The following is a 14673-nucleotide window of genomic DNA, read 5'->3' as shown; positions in this document are numbered from 1 at the left end:
GTGGCGGCCGCCACGTCCTCCACCGAGCGCAGCACGCTGACGTGGCGGAAGCCCTCGCGTTCCAGGCCGCGCAGGCCCTTGCGCAGCGCCTGTTGCTGGTTGCGGATGACGTGCGGGCCGAAGTTGCGGTCCGCACGCGCACTGTTGCGGTCCTGGCATACGCGCTCGGGCAGGTCGAACACGATGGCGCAGGGCAGGACATGGAACTCGCGCGCCAGTTCGACCAGGCGCTTGCGGTCTTCCGGGCGCACGTTGGTCGCGTCGACGACGGTCAGGCGGCCGGCGGCCAGGCGCTTGCGCGCGATGAAGTAGAGCACCTCGAAGGCGTCGCCGGTGGCGGTCTGGTCGTTCTCGTCGTCGGCGACCAGGCCGCGGCAGGCATCGGAGGAGATCACCTCGGTCGGCAGGAAGTGGGTGCGGGCAAAGGTGGACTTGCCGCTGCCGGACGGGCCGATCAGGGCGACCAGGCTGAGCTTGGGAATGCGTATCGTCATGAGGGTGCCGAAAAGGGTCAGGCCACGTCGCGGGTGAACACCGCCATCTGGGTCGGCGGACCGACCTCCGGATCGTCCGGGCCGATGGGGGCATGGCGCACGCTGTAGCCGTTGCGCCGCGCCACGCCGTCGGCCCAGGCGCGGAATTCCGCACGCGTCCACTCGAAGCGGTGGTCGGGGTGGCGGAAACGCCCGGCCGGCAGGGTCGGGAAGCGCACGTTGTACTCGCTGTTCGGCGTGGTGATCACCACTGCAGGCGGCCTGCCGAAACCGAACAGGGCGCGCTCGAACGCCGGCAGGCGCGGCGCGTCCATGTGTTCGATCACCTCGATCGCGCAGGCTGCATCGAAGCCTTCGATACGGCGATCGCGGTAGGTCAGCGCGCCGTGGGCCAGGGTGATGCGTTGACGCTGCAGCGGCGGCAGCCGTTCGAGGTGCAGCCGATCGGCAGCATGATCCAGCGAGCGCAGCGACACGTCGATGCCGAGCAGGTGCTCGATCTGTGGCTCCTTGAGCAGCAGGCCAAGCAGGCGCCCTTCGCCGCACCCCAGGTCGACCACGCGCCGCGCGCCCAGGGTGCGCAGCGTCTCGACCACGGTCTGCATGCGTTGGTCGTTGAGGCTGAGCGGGCGTTCGATCGCGTCCTCGGCCGCTTCCTTGCGCTCTTCCTGGGCGTCGATCGCCTCCTCTTCATCGTCCAGCAGGCGCGCCAGCGCCGCACGCACCAACGGCTTGTGGCGGCGCAGGTAGCGGCCGACGATCGCCTCACGTTGTGGGTGCGCGGACAGCCAGGTGCCGCCCTTGTCGAGCAGCTTCTCGATTTCGTTGTGGCCGACGTAGTAGTGCTTGTCGCCGTCGATGGCCGGCAGCAGCACATACAGGTGGGTCAGCAGATCCTGCAGGCGCACGGTCCCGGCGAGCTGCAGGCGCACATACGGACTGTCGCCCCACTCGGGAAAGCGCGGATCCAGCGGCAGGCGCTCGACCGTTACGGTGTAGCCAAGCGGTTCGAACCAGGCCTGCAGCAGTTGCTCGCCGCCGCGCCACCGCAGCACCGGAATTTCCGCTTCCAGCGCAATGGGCGTGTCCGCCAGCGCCTGGCGACTCTTGCTGGTGCCGGCCATGGCGGTGCCGAACACGCGCTTGAGCGCGACCGAGAGGAAGGAACTGGCAACGTACGGCCGGTCGTTGACGTACTGCGACAGGGTGCCTTCGGCTTCGCCGCGACCGCGCACCAGCCCCACCGGATCGATGTCCAGCATCAGCACTGCGGTGCAACGGGTGTGGTCGGCCTGTGGGTAGAACACCCGGGCGGTACCGAAAGGCAGGTCGACCTCGTGGGCACGCTCGGGGTGCTTGACCAGCAGGTAGCCGAGATCGGTGGCGGGCTGGGTGGTGGTGGAGAGGGACAGCAGCACGGTGTGATGGCTTCGCGAGAAAGGCCGTGAGTCTACCGCGCTGCCATTGCCACCGTGCGGGGGCTGGGAAGGTGCGCTGGTCACCGCTGGCTTGAATGGCGAGTGCGCATCGCGGTGGATGTGGCACGCCACCAAGGACTCGGCCGTGTCTGTCAGGACGATCGAGGGTGCCAGTTGTCGACCCATAGTCGCCGCGATGCGGTGCCACTTTACCGCGATTCGCGCTGGATTGAATGCGTGTCGGCGCGCCTGGCAGCGCCGCGCTCAGTGCAAGCGAATCCAATCCAGCGCCAGTAGCGTCTCGATTGTCGTTGTCGCAGTACGCCGCTGTTCTTCCAGCGCCGCAATCGCGTTTGCATCCCGCAGATGGGCAATGAGCTGCTGTGCATCGTGCCGTTGCCCGGAATGCGCCACCTGCAGCCGGCGCGCGGCCTGGAACACCGTCATGATGTCCTCGGCCTGGTCGATGCTCCTGATCTGTGCGAACAGGTCCACGGCTTTCGCCATCTCGGTGTCGTAAGGCGCATACGCCGCGGCGAACCGCGCATGCTCCTTGTCGTACTGCGGCGAGGCGCGCAGCGCCATGGTCCGCCCCTGCGGCTGCTCCTGCAGCCAGTTGCGGTTGGCCAGGTCGGTCAGGATCGGCCGGACGTCGCCCTGGCGCGGGCCGCGGCCGGCAGTGCCGAAGGTCAGCCCGGTCGGTACGCCCAGTTCGGTCATGGCCCAGCAGAGCGTCTGGAACAGCGTGCGCCCGATCGGCCGTGCCTCCGGCCGGGCCTGCAGCCGCCGCAGCACTTCCATGATCGCGATCCAGCCCGGCTGGGGCGCCGTGCGTTTGCCAACGCCCTCGGTCGAGGCGTTTGCCGGCTGCGTCAGGAAGGCGGTTTCGAGTTGCGCCAGCGGCGTGCCGTACGGCGCATAGACCTCGATGTCGACCTGCAGGTGTGCCAGCGTGCGGTAGATCAACGGGCCGACCTCCTCCCAGGCCAGACCGCCGTTGCCGCAGCCCAGCGGCGGCAGGGCAAGACTGCGCACGTCCCATTCGCGCAGACGCGCGGCGAGATAGTCCAGCCCTGCCGCGATGTCCTCCAGCCGCGACGGCGAGCGCCAATGGCGCTTGGTCGGGAAGTTGAGAATGCGGATGCCGCTGGCGTCGTCGTACAGATAGGGCTCGCCGATGCGCACGCGGCCTTCCCGGCAGCGCACGGCATAGTCCTCGAACATGGCCGGATAGCGCCGCTTGAACGCCTGCGCGATGCCCTTGCCCATGATGCCGGCGCAATTGACCGCATTCGCGTGGACGTGGGCGTGGCTGGCGAACAGGTCGCCGATTCGTGCCTTGAACATGGTGCGATCCATCGATGAAGAGATCCCCGTGGTGGCGCCTGTCGCTTGCCCGCACTGAAGGGCACCGCGTGTGCGGATAGCGCTGCCTACCGCCTGGCCGAGAGAGGCCGGGCGAGGTGCTGCCGACGTCAGCGCATGTGCGCACCTGGCTGTCCTGCAGCAAGGGGCGCCAGGGCAGCAGCGGGGAGCGCGCAAGCATGCGGCAGCGGCGTCTCACCTCCTGAGATCGGGCGAGGCCAGGAGAAGAGGTGCGGCTCATTGCCGATCGACGGCAGCGATTCTTTTTCGTGGGAGCGGCTTCAGCCGCGACAGGCATTCCCAGTGATGCCTCGTCGCGGCTGAAGCCGCTCCCGCAGGCGCTTGCGGCGAGCCAGTCGTGTGCACTGTGGGAGGGACTTCAGTCCCGACGCATTGCGCCATCGGAAAAGCACACCACGTCGCGCGGCGCGGCTGCACGACAGTCGACGGCCACAACGGCAGCGGCAGCGCCGATCTAGTTCTCGGCAGACGCACCCCCGCCGCATCGCGCACGCCAGCGCGCCACCCGCTCCTGCAGCCCCACCACGCAGACGAAGAATGCCGGCACGAAGAAGATCGCCAGCACGGTACCGCTGACCATGCCGCCGAACACGCCGGTGCCGATGGCGTGCTGGGTCTCGGCGCTGGCGCCGCTGGCCAGCATCAGCGGCACCACGCCCAGGGCGAAGGCCAGCGAGGTCATCAGGATCGGGCGCAGGCGCAGGCGCGCGGCGTTGGTCGCCGCCTCGAGCAGGCCCTGGCCATCGCGGTGCAGTTGCCGGGCGAACTCGACGATCAGGATGGCGTTCTTCGCCGACAGGCCGATGATGGTGATCAGGCCGACCTTGAAGAACACGTCGTTGGGCAGGCCGCGCAGCATCACCGCGGCCACCGCACCGAGCAGGCCCAGCGGCACCACCAGCATCACCGACAGCGGGATCGTCCAGCTCTCGTACAGCGCCGCCAGCACCAGGAACACCACCAGCGCCGACAGCAGCATCAGCAGCGGCGCCTGCGCGGCCGACTGCCGCTCCTGCAGCGATTGCCCGGTCCAGGCCACGGCGAAGCCCGGCGGCAGCTGCGCGGCCAGCCGTTCCATCTCGGCCATGGCCGCGCCGCTGGACACGCCAGGCGCGGCGCCGCCGGTGATGCGCACGGCCGGGAAGCCCTGGAAGCGCGCCAGCTGCTGCGGTGCGTCGGTCCAGGTGGCGGTCACCACTTCGCGCAGCGGCACCATGCCGCCCTCGGTGCTGCGCACGCGCAGGCCCAGCACGTCGTCCAGTTGCATGCGCGACGCGGCGTCGGCCTGCAGGATCACCTGCTGCATGCGCCCGGCGTTGGGGAAGTCGTTGACGTACAGCGAGCCCATCGCCGCCGACAAGGTGTTGCTGATCGCGGAGAACGGCAGGCCCATGGCTTCGGCATGCTGGCGGTCGATCTCCAGGCGGATGCTCTTGCCCGGCGGCAGGCCGTCCTGATACACGCCGCTGACCACCTTGCTGTCCGCGGCCAGTTGCAGCAGCTTCGCCTGCGCCGCCATCAGCGCGGCCTCGCCGCGGTTGCCGCGGTCCTGCAGGTACAGGGTGAAGCCGGAAGAGGTGCCGAGCTCGTCGATCGCCGGCGGCAGCAGGCTCATCACCGTGCCCTCGGGCAGGTCGGCCATGGCCTGCTGCACGCGGTCGGCTTCGTCGCTGGAGGTGGCGCCGTCGCGCTGGTCCCAGTCCTTGAGCATGGTGAAGGCCATGGCCGCGTTGGTACCCGAGCCGGAGAAGCTGAAACCCAGGATCACCAGGTTGGAGGCCAGCGCCGGGCGCGTGGCGACGTGCCGCTCGAACGCCTTGACCACCGCCAGCGTGCGCTCGCTGGTGGCATCGGTGGGCAACTGGATCGAGGTCATGAAGTAGCCCTGGTCCTCTTCCGGCAGGAACGCCGAGGGCAGCACGCGCATGGCGAAGACCAACGCCACGCACAGGACCGCGAACACCGCCAGCACCCGCGCGCTGCGCCGCAGCAGCCGCGCCACGCGTGCGGCATAGCTGCCGGTCAGGCGCTCGAAGCCGCGGTTGAACGCGCCGAAGAATCCGCGCTTGGCATGATGGCCGGGCGCGATCGGGCGCAGCAGGGTGGCGCACAGCGCCGGGGTCAGGGTCAGCGCCAGGAACGCCGAGAACAGGATCGACACCGCCATCGCCAGGGTGAACTGCTGGTAGATCACGCCCACCGAGCCGCTGGCGAAGGCCATGGGGATGAACACCGCGGTCAGCACCAGGGTGATGCCGACCACCGCGCCGGTGATCTCGCGCATCGCCTTGGTCGTGGCCTGCCGCGGCGGCAGGCCTTCGCTGGCCATGATCCGCTCGACGTTCTCCACCACCACGATGGCGTCGTCGACGATGATGCCGATCGCCAGCACCATGCCGAACATCGTCAGCACGTTGATCGAGAAACCGGCCAGCAGCATCACCGCGAAGGTGCCCAGCAGTGCGATCGGCGCGACGATGGCCGGGATCAGCGTGTAGCGCACGTTCTGCAGGAACAGGTACATCACCAGGAACACCAGCACCATCGCTTCGAGCAGGGTCTTGACCACCTGCTTGATCGAGAGCTTCACGAACGGCGCGGTGTCGAACGGGATCGAATAGCGCATGCCGGCCGGCATGCTCGCGGCCAGTTCCGCCAGCCGCGCCTTCACCGCCTGCGCGGTGCGCACCGCATTGGCGCCGGGCGAGAGCTGGATCGCCGCGCTGGTGGCGGGAGCGCCGTCCTCGCGGTTGGAGAAGCCATAGGACTGTGCGCCCAGCTCCACCCGCGCCACGTCGCCCAGGGTCACACGCGCGCCGCCGCTGTCGGCACGCAGCACGATGGCGGCGAACTGCGCGGGCGTGGTCAGTTGTCCGGCCACGGTCAGCGGCACGGTCAGGCGTTGTCCGCGCACGGTCGGCTCGTCGCCGAGGCGGCCGGGCGCGATCTGCGCGTTCTGCTGTTCGATCGCCTGTGCCAGTTCGGTCATGGTCATGCCGTAGGCGACGAGCTTGTCCGGGTCCACCCACACGCGCATGGCCTGCTCGGCGCCGAACAGCTGCACGCGGCCGACGCCGTCGATGCGCCGCAGTTCCTGCACGATGTTGCGGGCCAGGTAGTCGTTGAGCGCCACCTCGTCGTAGCGGCCGTCCGGCGAGGTCAGGCCGACCAGCATCAGGAAGCCGGACGCGGCCGATTCCACCTGCAGCCCGTTCTGCCGCACCGCCTGCGGCAGGCGCGGCTCCACCGCCTTGATGCGGTTCTGCACGTCCACCTGCGCCAGCTCCGCATTGGTGCCGGGCTTGAAGGTGGCGGTGATCTGCGCGCTGCCCGAGGTGTCCACGGTGGACTCGAAGTACAGCAGGTTCTTGACCCCCGACAGCTCGCGCTCGACCAGGCTCACCACCGAGTCGTTGAGGGTCTGCGGCGTGGCGCCGGGGTAGGACGCGATCAGCGACACCGAGGGCGGCGCCACCGAGGGATAGCGCGCCACCGGCAGCTGGCCGATGGCCAGGGTGCCGAACAGCACGATGAACAGCGCGATCACCCAGGCGAAGACCGGGCGTTCGATGAAGAACTGTGGCATGGCGGCGTTCCCGGTTCAGTCCGCGGCGGCGGTGGCGACCACCGGCGGCTGCCACGCACGCGCCTTCACCCGGGCGCCGGCGCTGAGCCGGTCGATGCCTTCGACCACCACCTGCTGCCCGGGCTGCAGGCCGGCGACGACACGGTAGTGCCCCTGCACCAGTTCGCCCAGCTGCACCGTCGCGCTGCGCACCTGCGCATTGGCGTCCAGCACCCACACCTGCGCGCGCTTGCCGACATGGGTGACCGCCTGCTGCGGCACGCGCAGCGCCTGCGCGTAGTGGGCGCGCGGCACCCGCGCCCGCACGTACATGCCGGGCAACAGGCGCCGCCGCGGGTTGTCGACGAGGATGCGCAGCAGCACATCGCCGGTGCCGGCATCGACGGTGATGCCGGAGAACAGCACGCGCCCGCTCAGTCCCGAGGGCGTACCGCTGCGGTCGAGGATCTGCGCCGGCAGGCCGTCGTCGCCGGTGGCCTGCGCGCGCGCGGCCGGATCCAGCGGGTCCAGGTCGCTGGCGGACTGGCGCACGTCGACGTAGACCTGGTCGATCTGCTGGATCACCGCCATCGGCGCGCTGTCGCTGGGCGAGACCAGCGCACCCTCGGTGAGCAGTGCCTGGTCGATGCGGCCGTCGATCGGTGCGTCGACGGTGGCGAAGGCCAGGTCCAGGCGCCGCCGCGACAGCGTCGCCTTGGCCTCGGCGACCGCCGCGGCGGCCTGGCTGCGCTGCGAGGTGGCGTCGTCGTACATCTGCCGGCTGACCATGCCGGATTCGACCAGCCGCTGTAGCCGGGCATGCTGCACGTCGGCCAGCACCTGCGCGGCCTCGGCACGGTGCAGTGCGGCTGCGGCGGTGTCCATGTCGGCCTTGAACGGTGCCGGGTTGATCTGGAACAGCGCATCGCCGCGCCGCACATCGGCGCCCTGCTCGAAGAAGCGACGCTGCACGATGCCGCCGACCTGTGGGCGGATCTGTGCGCTGCGCAGCGCGGCCACGCGGCCGGGCAGGTCCACGCTCACCGTCATCGGCGCAGGGTGCAGGGTCACCGCGGTGACCTGTACCGGCGCGGCCACCGCCTGCGGCTGCGCGCCGCCGCCACAGCCCGTCAGGGCCAACGCCAGCGCGCCGCCGAGTCCCAGAGTCCGTACCTGTTGCCGCATGCCCATGCCTCGTGCCTCGTCGCTGCCGCCGCGGATGCGGCGGACGCCAAAGCCGCGCATGGTCGCGGCCGCGGGTTGCGCGGCGTTCGATGCGATGTGGAGATATGATGGAGATCCGCCCGTCCGGGCCGATGCGCCTTCGCTGCCTCCATGTCCGTTTCCTCTCCGGGCGCCGCCGTGCCCGCGTCCGCGCCGCTGGTCCTGATCGCCGAAGACGAGAGCGAGATCGCCGAGATCCTCAGCGCCTACCTGGCGCGCAGCGGGCTGCGCAGCGCCCACGCCGCCGATGGCCGCGCCGCGCTGGACCTGCACCTGGCGCTGGATCCGGATCTGATCCTGCTGGACGTGCAGCTGCCGGCGGCGGACGGCTGGAAGGTGCTGGCCGAACTGCGCCACCGCGGCGAGACCCCGGTGATCATGCTCACCGCGTTGGACCAGGACATCGACAAGCTGATGGGCCTGCGCCTGGGCGCCGACGACTACGTGGTCAAGCCGTTCAACCCGGCCGAGGTGGTGGCGCGGGTGCAGGCGGTGCTGCGGCGCATCCGCGGCAACGGTGCCGAGGAGGCTCGCAGCCTGCGCGTGGGCGCCTTCCATGTCGATCTGGACCAGCACGAGGCCAGCGTGCGGGTGGGCGAGCAGCGGCACACGCTGGACCTCACGCTCACCGAGTTCAAGCTGCTGGTGCGGCTGATGCGCGCGCCGAAGCGGGTGTTCAGCCGCGCCGAACTGCTCGACGCCTGCCTGCCGGAAGGCGACACCCAGGAGCGCACCATCGACAGCCACATGAGCAAGCTGCGCAAGAAGCTGGAGGCGCTGGGCGTGCAGGGCACGCCGGCCAGCGTGCGCGGCGTCGGCTACCGGTTCGGATCCGGCGCATGAGCCGCGCCCCCGGGCTGCGCCGCCAGGTCATCCTGTCGCTGGGCGCGCTGGCGCTGTGGATCATCCTGCTGTCGGTGGTCGGCTCCTACGTGTTCTACGCGCTGGCGGCGGCCTACCAGCCCAGCAGCATCTCCGACACCTGGGTGCCGTCGCGGGTGGAGATGATGTGGATCGGCGCCACCGCCGCACTGGCCGTGGCGATCGCGGTGGCGGTGGCGGTGCGGCTGTCGCGGCGCATCCTCACCCCGTTGAACTCTGTGGCGCACAGCCTGCGCGAAGTCGCCCAGGGCAACTTGCACGCACGCGCGAGCATGGATGCGCATGCGCTGGGCGAGACCGCGCAGCTGGTGCGCGACTTCAACGCCATGGCCGACCGCCTGCAGGCGATGACCCGCGAGCGCGCATTCTGGAATGCCGCCGTCGCCCACGAACTGCGCACGCCGGTGACGATCCTGCGCGGGCGCCTGCAGGGCCTGGCCGAGGGCGTGTTCGCGCCGGACGTGGCGGCGTTCGAGAGCCTGCTGCGGCAGGTGGAAGGCCTGAACCGGCTGATCGAGGACCTGCGCGTACTCAGCCTCACCGACAGCGGGCACCTGGAGTTGCAGCCGGCGCCGGCCGACCTGGCGCGGGAAGTGGAGGCCGTGCTGCATGCCTTCGGCGCCAGCCTGGACGCGCGCGGGCTGGTGCTGGAACCCGTGCTGGCGCTGCGCACGCCGGTGCTGTGCGATGCGGTGCGCATCCGCCAGGCGCTGATGGCCTTGCTCGAAAACGCGCAGCACTATGCCGAGCCGGGCCCGCTGCGGGTGGGCGTGCAGGCGGACGCGGGCCAATGCGTGCTGTTCGTGGAAGACACCGGCCCCGGCATCGCGCCCGAGATCGCCGCGCGGGTGTTCGATGCGTTCCGCCGCGGCGATCCGTCGCGTTCGCGCAAGAGCGGCGGCAGCGGCCTGGGCCTGGCGGTGGTCAAGGCCATTGCCGTGGCGCATGGCGGCGATGCGCTGTGCCTGCCGGCCGGCAGCGGGACACGATTCGAAGTGCGCTGGCCGCTGGCGCCAGTGGAGGCCGCGACGCGCACAGCGCAGGTGCCGGCGTCGCGCTAGAGGCGCGTTGGCTCAGGCGGAGGTCGCGTCGCTGCGCACGCGCGGTGTACGCCCCGGCAGCATGCGGGTCAGCACCTCGTCGCGGCGGACCCAGTGATGGAACAGCGCGGCTGCCACGTGCAGCAGTACGACGACCCATGCGATCCATTTGCCGATGAAGTGGTGGACCACGTCGATCGGCGCTTCGAACGCCTCCCAGCTCAGGTGCCAGGTGCGGCTGATCCAGGCGAACAGCGCGGTCTCGTTGAAGCCGGGAATGCGGAACAGGCCGAGGTCGGTCGGCGCGCCGGTGCCGATGTAGCCGGTCAGCGGCATCACGATCAGCAGCGCGTACAGACCCCAATGCGCCAGATGCGCGAGCCGGTGTTCCAGCGCCGAGCCCGGCGGATCGTCCGGTTGCACGTCCAGCCAGCGCCACAACAGCCGCGGCAGCACCAGGAACCCGACCAGCAGGCCCAGCACCCAGTGCAGGTTGAGCACCGGCAGCGAGGCGTCGGAGGTGTCGTCCATGAACCAGATGACGTAGTACACCACCGCATAGGCGCCGATGAAGGCGGCGGCGGTGGTCCAGTGGAACAGCTTGGCGAGGGCGCCGAAGCGCTGTGCGGTGTTGCGCCAGTGCATGTGCGTGATCCTGGTCGAGTGGCGAGGCGGGGAGTGCTGCGGAATCAAGGCGTGCGCAGGCTGTCGAGCAGCCGGTCCAAGGCGTCCAGCGCGTCGGCCAGCCGTGCGTGCAGGTCGGCGTCCGGCTCGGCGATCCAGAACGCCGCCTCGGTGATCGCGCCGTAGAGCATGCGTGCCATCACCCCGGCATGCAGCGGCGCCACCGTGCCGGCGGCGATCAGGGCTTCCAGCGCCGCCTGCAGCGCGGCGATGCCCACCGACTGCGCCGCCGGCGGCACGTCGCCGAACACGGCGCGCGCGTCCTGCAGGATGATCCGGCGGATCTCCGGTTCCAGCGCCAGTTCCAGGTAGGTGCGGCAGCGGCGGCGGAAACCGTCCCACGGCGTGGGCGCGGCGTCGGACACCGCCTGCAGGCGCAGGCCCACCTCGGCCTCGATCTGCTCGATGACCGCGATCAGCAGGCCGTCCTTGCTGCCGAAGTGGTGATACAGCGCGCCGCGGGTAAGACCGGCCTCGGCGGTCAACACGTCCATCGAGGTGTGCGCGAAGCCGTGCGTGGCGAACGCCTGCCGCGCCACAGCCAGCAGGCTGGCGCGGGTGGTCTCGATCATCTCGCGGCGGCTGCGGCGCTGGTGCATGGGCGGGCCTTCATTCACATACGTGGCGTACGTTATTTGCGTACAGGGCGTATGTCAATGTGTCACGGTCGATTCGGCGTGCGCTGGGCGGCTTGGCCGGCACGGCGGCCGGTGCGCTCCGAAGGCCTGAGATTCGAATGGCTTGCCCGTCCTGCGAACGTCTCGGCCAGGGCCTCTCAGGCATCGACAGCGCGATCGCCGCGGCGTGCGGAATGCGCCTGGTCGCAAACCCAAGTGATGCTGTGCCTGTCGCGAAGGCCGTCGTAAAGGACGCCGTCGCGGCGGCTCAGGACTGCGCGACGGAACCGCCCATCGTGCGCATGCGATGCGCCGGCACGACGCCGACCTCACCGTCGCACTAGCCAAGGCCTTCACTGCGGGTGTGGTCTGGTGACCGCTGTGCAACCGAATTGGAGTGTCGAATGGACACCACGCTGATGCCCTGGGTCGCCGGACTGTTCGTCCTGCTGATCGCCGCGATGCTGTATCTGGTCACGCGCGCCAAGAAGAACCGCAACCGCCCGGCACAGGATCACGCCGCGACCAAGAGCGACGTGGACAGCGCGGCCAAGCGCTAGCGTCTCGCGTCGGGCGCGGCGCGGTCGCCTGCGCCGTGCTCAGGCGTCCGCGTCGATCGGCGCGAAGCGCGGGCGGCGTACGCCATCGATCTCCACCTGCTCGATGAACATCGGATACGGCCGCACCCACAGCGTGCCTTCGCCGTACAGCGGCCGATACAGCACCAGCGGTTCCAGCGTCTCGCTGCTGCGGACCACGCCCAGCACCTCGTATTCGCCGCCCTTGAAGTGGCGATAGCGGCCGAGGGCGATGGAAGGCAGCGGGCTGAGGTCGCGCATGACGGTGTCCTGGTGGGCGGGAGCGCGAGTGTAGCCGTCTGCACCTGCGCTCTCTCTGCGTCGCGAGGGCGAATTGCGCGACCGCGGCGGTTCGCCGCGTCGTGACGACGGAACGCTCCTGCGGGGGGATCTCAGGCAACCGGCCTTAAGAAGCAGCGTCCATTGTCGCCCGCATGCTTCACTTCTGCGCACGTCAAGGCGCCAAATCGGCGAAGTCGAACGCCTGCCCCGGCTCGGCGGCGACGAAGTCCGCTGCGGCGATGCCGGCCAGGTGCAGTGCGGCGGCCAGCGCTTCGCGCGGCTCATCACGCCCTTCGTCGGTGAGCTGGAAGGTGCCCCAGTGGATGCCGAGCGCGCGCCGCGCGCCGGTGTCGCGGAAGATCCGCACCGCTTCGGTGGGGTCGATGTGCTGCGGCGCCATGAACCAGCGCGGCGCGTAGGCGCCGATCGGGATCAACGCCACGTCGGGCGCGCCGTGCCGGTCGCGGATCTCGCGGAAGATGGCGCCATCGCCGTAGCCGGTGTCTCCCGCGAACCACACCGATCCTCGCGCGGTCTCGATGAAGAAGCCAGACCACAGCGCCATCCTGCGGTCGGCGATGCCGCGGCTCGACCAATGGTTGGCGCGGGTCAGTGTCGCCGTCGCGGTGTCGCCGATCGGCAGCCGGTCGTGCCAGTCGCCGGTGGCGATACGCGCATCGGGCACGCGCTTGCGCAGCAGGACGTCGTTGCCCAGCGGCATCACGAACAGCGGCTGGTGCGCGTCGTGCAGCGTGCGCAAGGTCGCCAGGTCGAAGTGGTCGTAGTGGTTGTGGCTCAGCAGCACCGCATCGATGGGCGGCAGGTCCGCGAAGCGGATGCCCGGTGCCGTTACCCGCTTGGGCCCTGCGATCTGCGAAGGGCTGGCGCGCTGCGACCACACCGGGTCGGTGAGCAGGTTGAGGCCGGCGGCCTGGATCAGCAGCGTGGCGTGGCCGACCATGGTGATGCGCAGGCCGTCGTGCCGCGGTGCAGGCATGGCCGGCGTCACCGCGACCTGCGCGGGCCAGCGCACCGCGCCCATGGCCGCTTTCCAGCGCAGGACCTTGCCCAGCGCGTTGTCGATGGTGGGCTGGCCGGGGTTGAAGAAGCGTACGCCATCGAAATGGTCGCTGACGGGGCCACGGTAGTAGGGGTTGGCCATTGAGGCGCGATCCGGATGACGCAAGGGGAGGGAAGGTTAACCGCCAGCGGCGCAAGCGTGCGTGCGCGCCTGCCTCGGCTGCCGCGATATCGCTCCCCGGCCGGTGCCAAGTGCGGCCTCACTTCGGCGTGCCCAGCCCACCCATGTTGAGCATCACCCGCAAGCCGATCACCAGCGCATCGTCGGGCGCACGGCGCGCCGCGGGATTGCCCAGGATGTCGGGATGGACGATGTACTGCACGTTCGGCACCAGGAACAGCGGCGTCTGCGCGATGCGATAGCTGTAGTTGAGTTCGAACATGAGTTCGTTGCGCGCGATGTCCGCGGCTGCGCCGCGCTTGCGCAGCACGTCTTTCATGTAGCCCTGCTGGTCCGCACTGAAGCGATAGTAGTGCGCGATCGCGCCCATGCCGTCGCCGGGCCGTGCCGCGAACGGGCCGCTGTAGTACAGCCCGGCGGTCACCTGCAGGTCGTAGACCTGGTGCTTGTCGAACGGGGCGGCGATGTTGCCGAAGGCGACCAGCATGCGCTTGCTGGCCATGCCCAGCGGCCGGTACAGCGCGCGTTCGCCGAGCGCATACGCGCCCCAGCGCCCGCCGTCGTACAGGCGCGCCGGGCCGCCGACCAGCCCGCGCAGGCCGCCGGCCTGGTTGTAGCGCAGGTCGCTGTAGTCGGCCGAGTTGTACCAGAGGCCGGCGAGGTAGCGCGGTGCGCCCTTGCCCCGTGCGGGATCGGGTTCGTAGCCGACCTCGAGCGTGCCCAGCACGCCGCTGCTGTCGGCGGTGCTCCAGTCCAGGCCGTGGTTGTTCTTGCGCTGCGGGTTCAGTTCGAATGCGCCCACCGAAACATAGGTGGCGTCGGGCTTGTAGCGCAGCTTCGCGCCCCAGTTCACGTAGGGAAAGCCGACGAAGCCGCCATCGGCCTGGCTCAGCTGGAACGGACAGTCCGAGGCGCTGACGAAGCGGCAGCCGTAGCGGCTGCGCGCGAACTGCCAGGTGGTGTTCATGCGCCCGGCGACCAGTTGCCAGCGCCCGTCGGCGAAGGTCTGTTCCCAGGTCAGTTGCGCCAGTTGCGCCTGCTGCTGCGGGTACCAATAGCCCTGCACCTTGACGCCGTTGCCGATCTGCCGCTGCGACAGGCTGTCGCCGTAGTACCGGGCGCCGGTGACGTGCAGCGTGGCACCGGGAATGCCGAACAGGCGTTGCAGATCCAGGTCGGCGCCGGCGACCACGCCGCCGGCGTTGCGGTCGCCGCGCGACAGGCCGCCGTCGACGTTGCGCCCATAGTCGTTGGACCAGACCAGGCGCGGCGCGATGCCGTGGTCGTCGAGCCATTGCGCGG

At 70.0% G+C, this 14673-nt stretch carries 13 protein-coding genes; 3 read left to right on the top strand and 10 right to left on the bottom strand.

All coding sequences use genetic code 11. The features are described 5' to 3' along the window. From D180_RS11145 to D180_RS11125, 5 genes are all read right to left on the bottom strand, one after another. Positions 1-494 (bottom strand): AAA family ATPase (locus tag D180_RS11145; protein ID WP_043090828.1); only part of this gene is annotated, 494 nt, incomplete at its 3' end. Between the two features lie 17 nt (positions 495-511). Further along, the gene (locus D180_RS11140) at positions 512-1912 is read right to left on the bottom strand and encodes a 3' terminal RNA ribose 2'-O-methyltransferase Hen1 (RefSeq protein WP_017912860.1); all 1401 of its coding nucleotides are present in this window, start codon (positions 1910-1912) and stop codon (positions 512-514) included. Between the two features lie 264 nt (positions 1913-2176). Continuing rightward, entirely contained in the window at positions 2177-3454 is a 1278-nt protein-coding gene (locus tag D180_RS11135) for a macro domain-containing protein (protein WP_232760448.1), read from the bottom strand. A 298-nt stretch (positions 3455-3752) separates the two neighbouring features. Further along, positions 3753-6884 carry an efflux RND transporter permease subunit gene (locus D180_RS11130; protein ID WP_017912858.1) on the bottom strand — a complete coding sequence of 1044 codons (3132 nt, stop codon included), beginning with the start codon at positions 6882-6884 and terminating at the stop codon, positions 3753-3755. Between the two features lie 15 nt (positions 6885-6899). Further along, on the bottom strand, positions 6900-8108 hold the full coding sequence (locus tag D180_RS11125) for an efflux RND transporter periplasmic adaptor subunit (protein WP_017912857.1): 1209 nt from the start codon (positions 8106-8108) through the stop codon (positions 6900-6902). A gap of 90 nt (positions 8109-8198) precedes the next feature. On the opposite strand from D180_RS11125, the gene D180_RS11120 reads away from it, so the two are divergent. Both D180_RS11120 and D180_RS11115 read left to right on the top strand, forming a co-directional pair. Continuing rightward, the gene (locus tag D180_RS11120) at positions 8199-8930 is read left to right on the top strand and encodes a response regulator (RefSeq protein WP_051064810.1); all 732 of its coding nucleotides are present in this window, start codon (positions 8199-8201) and stop codon (positions 8928-8930) included. Further along, positions 8927-10030 (top strand): ATP-binding protein, encoded by a 1104-nt coding sequence (locus D180_RS11115; RefSeq protein ID WP_017912855.1) that lies wholly within the window; start codon positions 8927-8929, stop codon positions 10028-10030. The genes D180_RS11120 and D180_RS11115 overlap by 4 nt, the downstream gene beginning before the upstream one ends. Before the next feature lie 12 nt (positions 10031-10042). On the opposite strand, the gene D180_RS11110 is transcribed toward D180_RS11115, so the two are convergent. Both D180_RS11110 and D180_RS11105 read right to left on the bottom strand, forming a co-directional pair. Beyond that, positions 10043-10654 carry a cytochrome b gene (locus tag D180_RS11110; RefSeq protein WP_017912854.1) on the bottom strand — a complete coding sequence of 204 codons (612 nt, stop codon included), beginning with the start codon at positions 10652-10654 and terminating at the stop codon, positions 10043-10045. 44 nt (positions 10655-10698) lie between these two features. Next, a complete protein-coding gene (locus D180_RS11105; RefSeq protein ID WP_017912853.1) occupies positions 10699-11292 on the bottom strand; it encodes a TetR/AcrR family transcriptional regulator in 594 nt (197 codons plus the stop codon). A gap of 422 nt (positions 11293-11714) precedes the next feature. On the opposite strand from D180_RS11105, the gene D180_RS24205 reads away from it, so the two are divergent. Continuing rightward, on the top strand, positions 11715-11870 hold the full coding sequence (locus tag D180_RS24205; RefSeq protein WP_017910105.1) for a hypothetical protein: 156 nt from the start codon (positions 11715-11717) through the stop codon (positions 11868-11870). Positions 11871-11909: 39 nt separating this feature from the next. Here D180_RS24205 and D180_RS11100 read toward each other — a convergent pair whose 3' ends face one another. From D180_RS11100 to D180_RS11090, 3 genes are all read right to left on the bottom strand, one after another. After that, positions 11910-12149, bottom strand: a complete 240-nt coding sequence (locus tag D180_RS11100) for a DUF1653 domain-containing protein (protein ID WP_017912852.1) — start codon at positions 12147-12149, stop codon at positions 11910-11912. Between the two features lie 193 nt (positions 12150-12342). Beyond that, the gene (locus D180_RS11095) at positions 12343-13332 is read right to left on the bottom strand and encodes an MBL fold metallo-hydrolase (protein WP_017912851.1); all 990 of its coding nucleotides are present in this window, start codon (positions 13330-13332) and stop codon (positions 12343-12345) included. A gap of 118 nt (positions 13333-13450) precedes the next feature. After that, positions 13451-14673, bottom strand: a 1223-nt coding sequence (locus tag D180_RS11090; protein WP_017912850.1) for a carbohydrate porin, incomplete at its 5' end; no start/stop codon positions are given.

The sequence above is a fragment of the Xanthomonas sp. SHU 166 genome (assembly GCF_000364685.1).
GTDB lineage: Bacteria > Pseudomonadota > Gammaproteobacteria > Xanthomonadales > Xanthomonadaceae > Xanthomonas_A > Xanthomonas_A sontii.
This window is presented reverse-complemented; position numbering and strand designations above follow the sequence as displayed.

Bases quoted from the DNA above. Each gene is read 5' to 3' on its own strand.
- D180_RS11100 (WP_017912852.1), bottom strand. From the start codon at position 12,149: ATGCGCGACCTCAGCCCGCTGCCTTCCATCGCCCTCGGCCGCTATCGC.
- D180_RS11120 (WP_051064810.1), top strand. From the start codon at position 8,199: ATGTCCGTTTCCTCTCCGGGCGCCGCCGTGCCCGCGTCCGCGCCGCTG.
- D180_RS11105 (WP_017912853.1), bottom strand. From the start codon at position 11,292: ATGCACCAGCGCCGCAGCCGCCGCGAGATGATCGAGACCACCCGCGCC.
- D180_RS11130 (WP_017912858.1), bottom strand. From the start codon at position 6,884: ATGCCACAGTTCTTCATCGAACGCCCGGTCTTCGCCTGGGTGATCGCG.
- D180_RS11095 (WP_017912851.1), bottom strand. From the start codon at position 13,332: ATGGCCAACCCCTACTACCGTGGCCCCGTCAGCGACCATTTCGATGGC.
- D180_RS24205 (WP_017910105.1), top strand. From the start codon at position 11,715: ATGGACACCACGCTGATGCCCTGGGTCGCCGGACTGTTCGTCCTGCTG.
- D180_RS11115 (WP_017912855.1), top strand. From the start codon at position 8,927: ATGAGCCGCGCCCCCGGGCTGCGCCGCCAGGTCATCCTGTCGCTGGGC.
- D180_RS11110 (WP_017912854.1), bottom strand. From the start codon at position 10,654: ATGCACTGGCGCAACACCGCACAGCGCTTCGGCGCCCTCGCCAAGCTG.
- D180_RS11125 (WP_017912857.1), bottom strand. From the start codon at position 8,108: ATGCGCGGCTTTGGCGTCCGCCGCATCCGCGGCGGCAGCGACGAGGCA.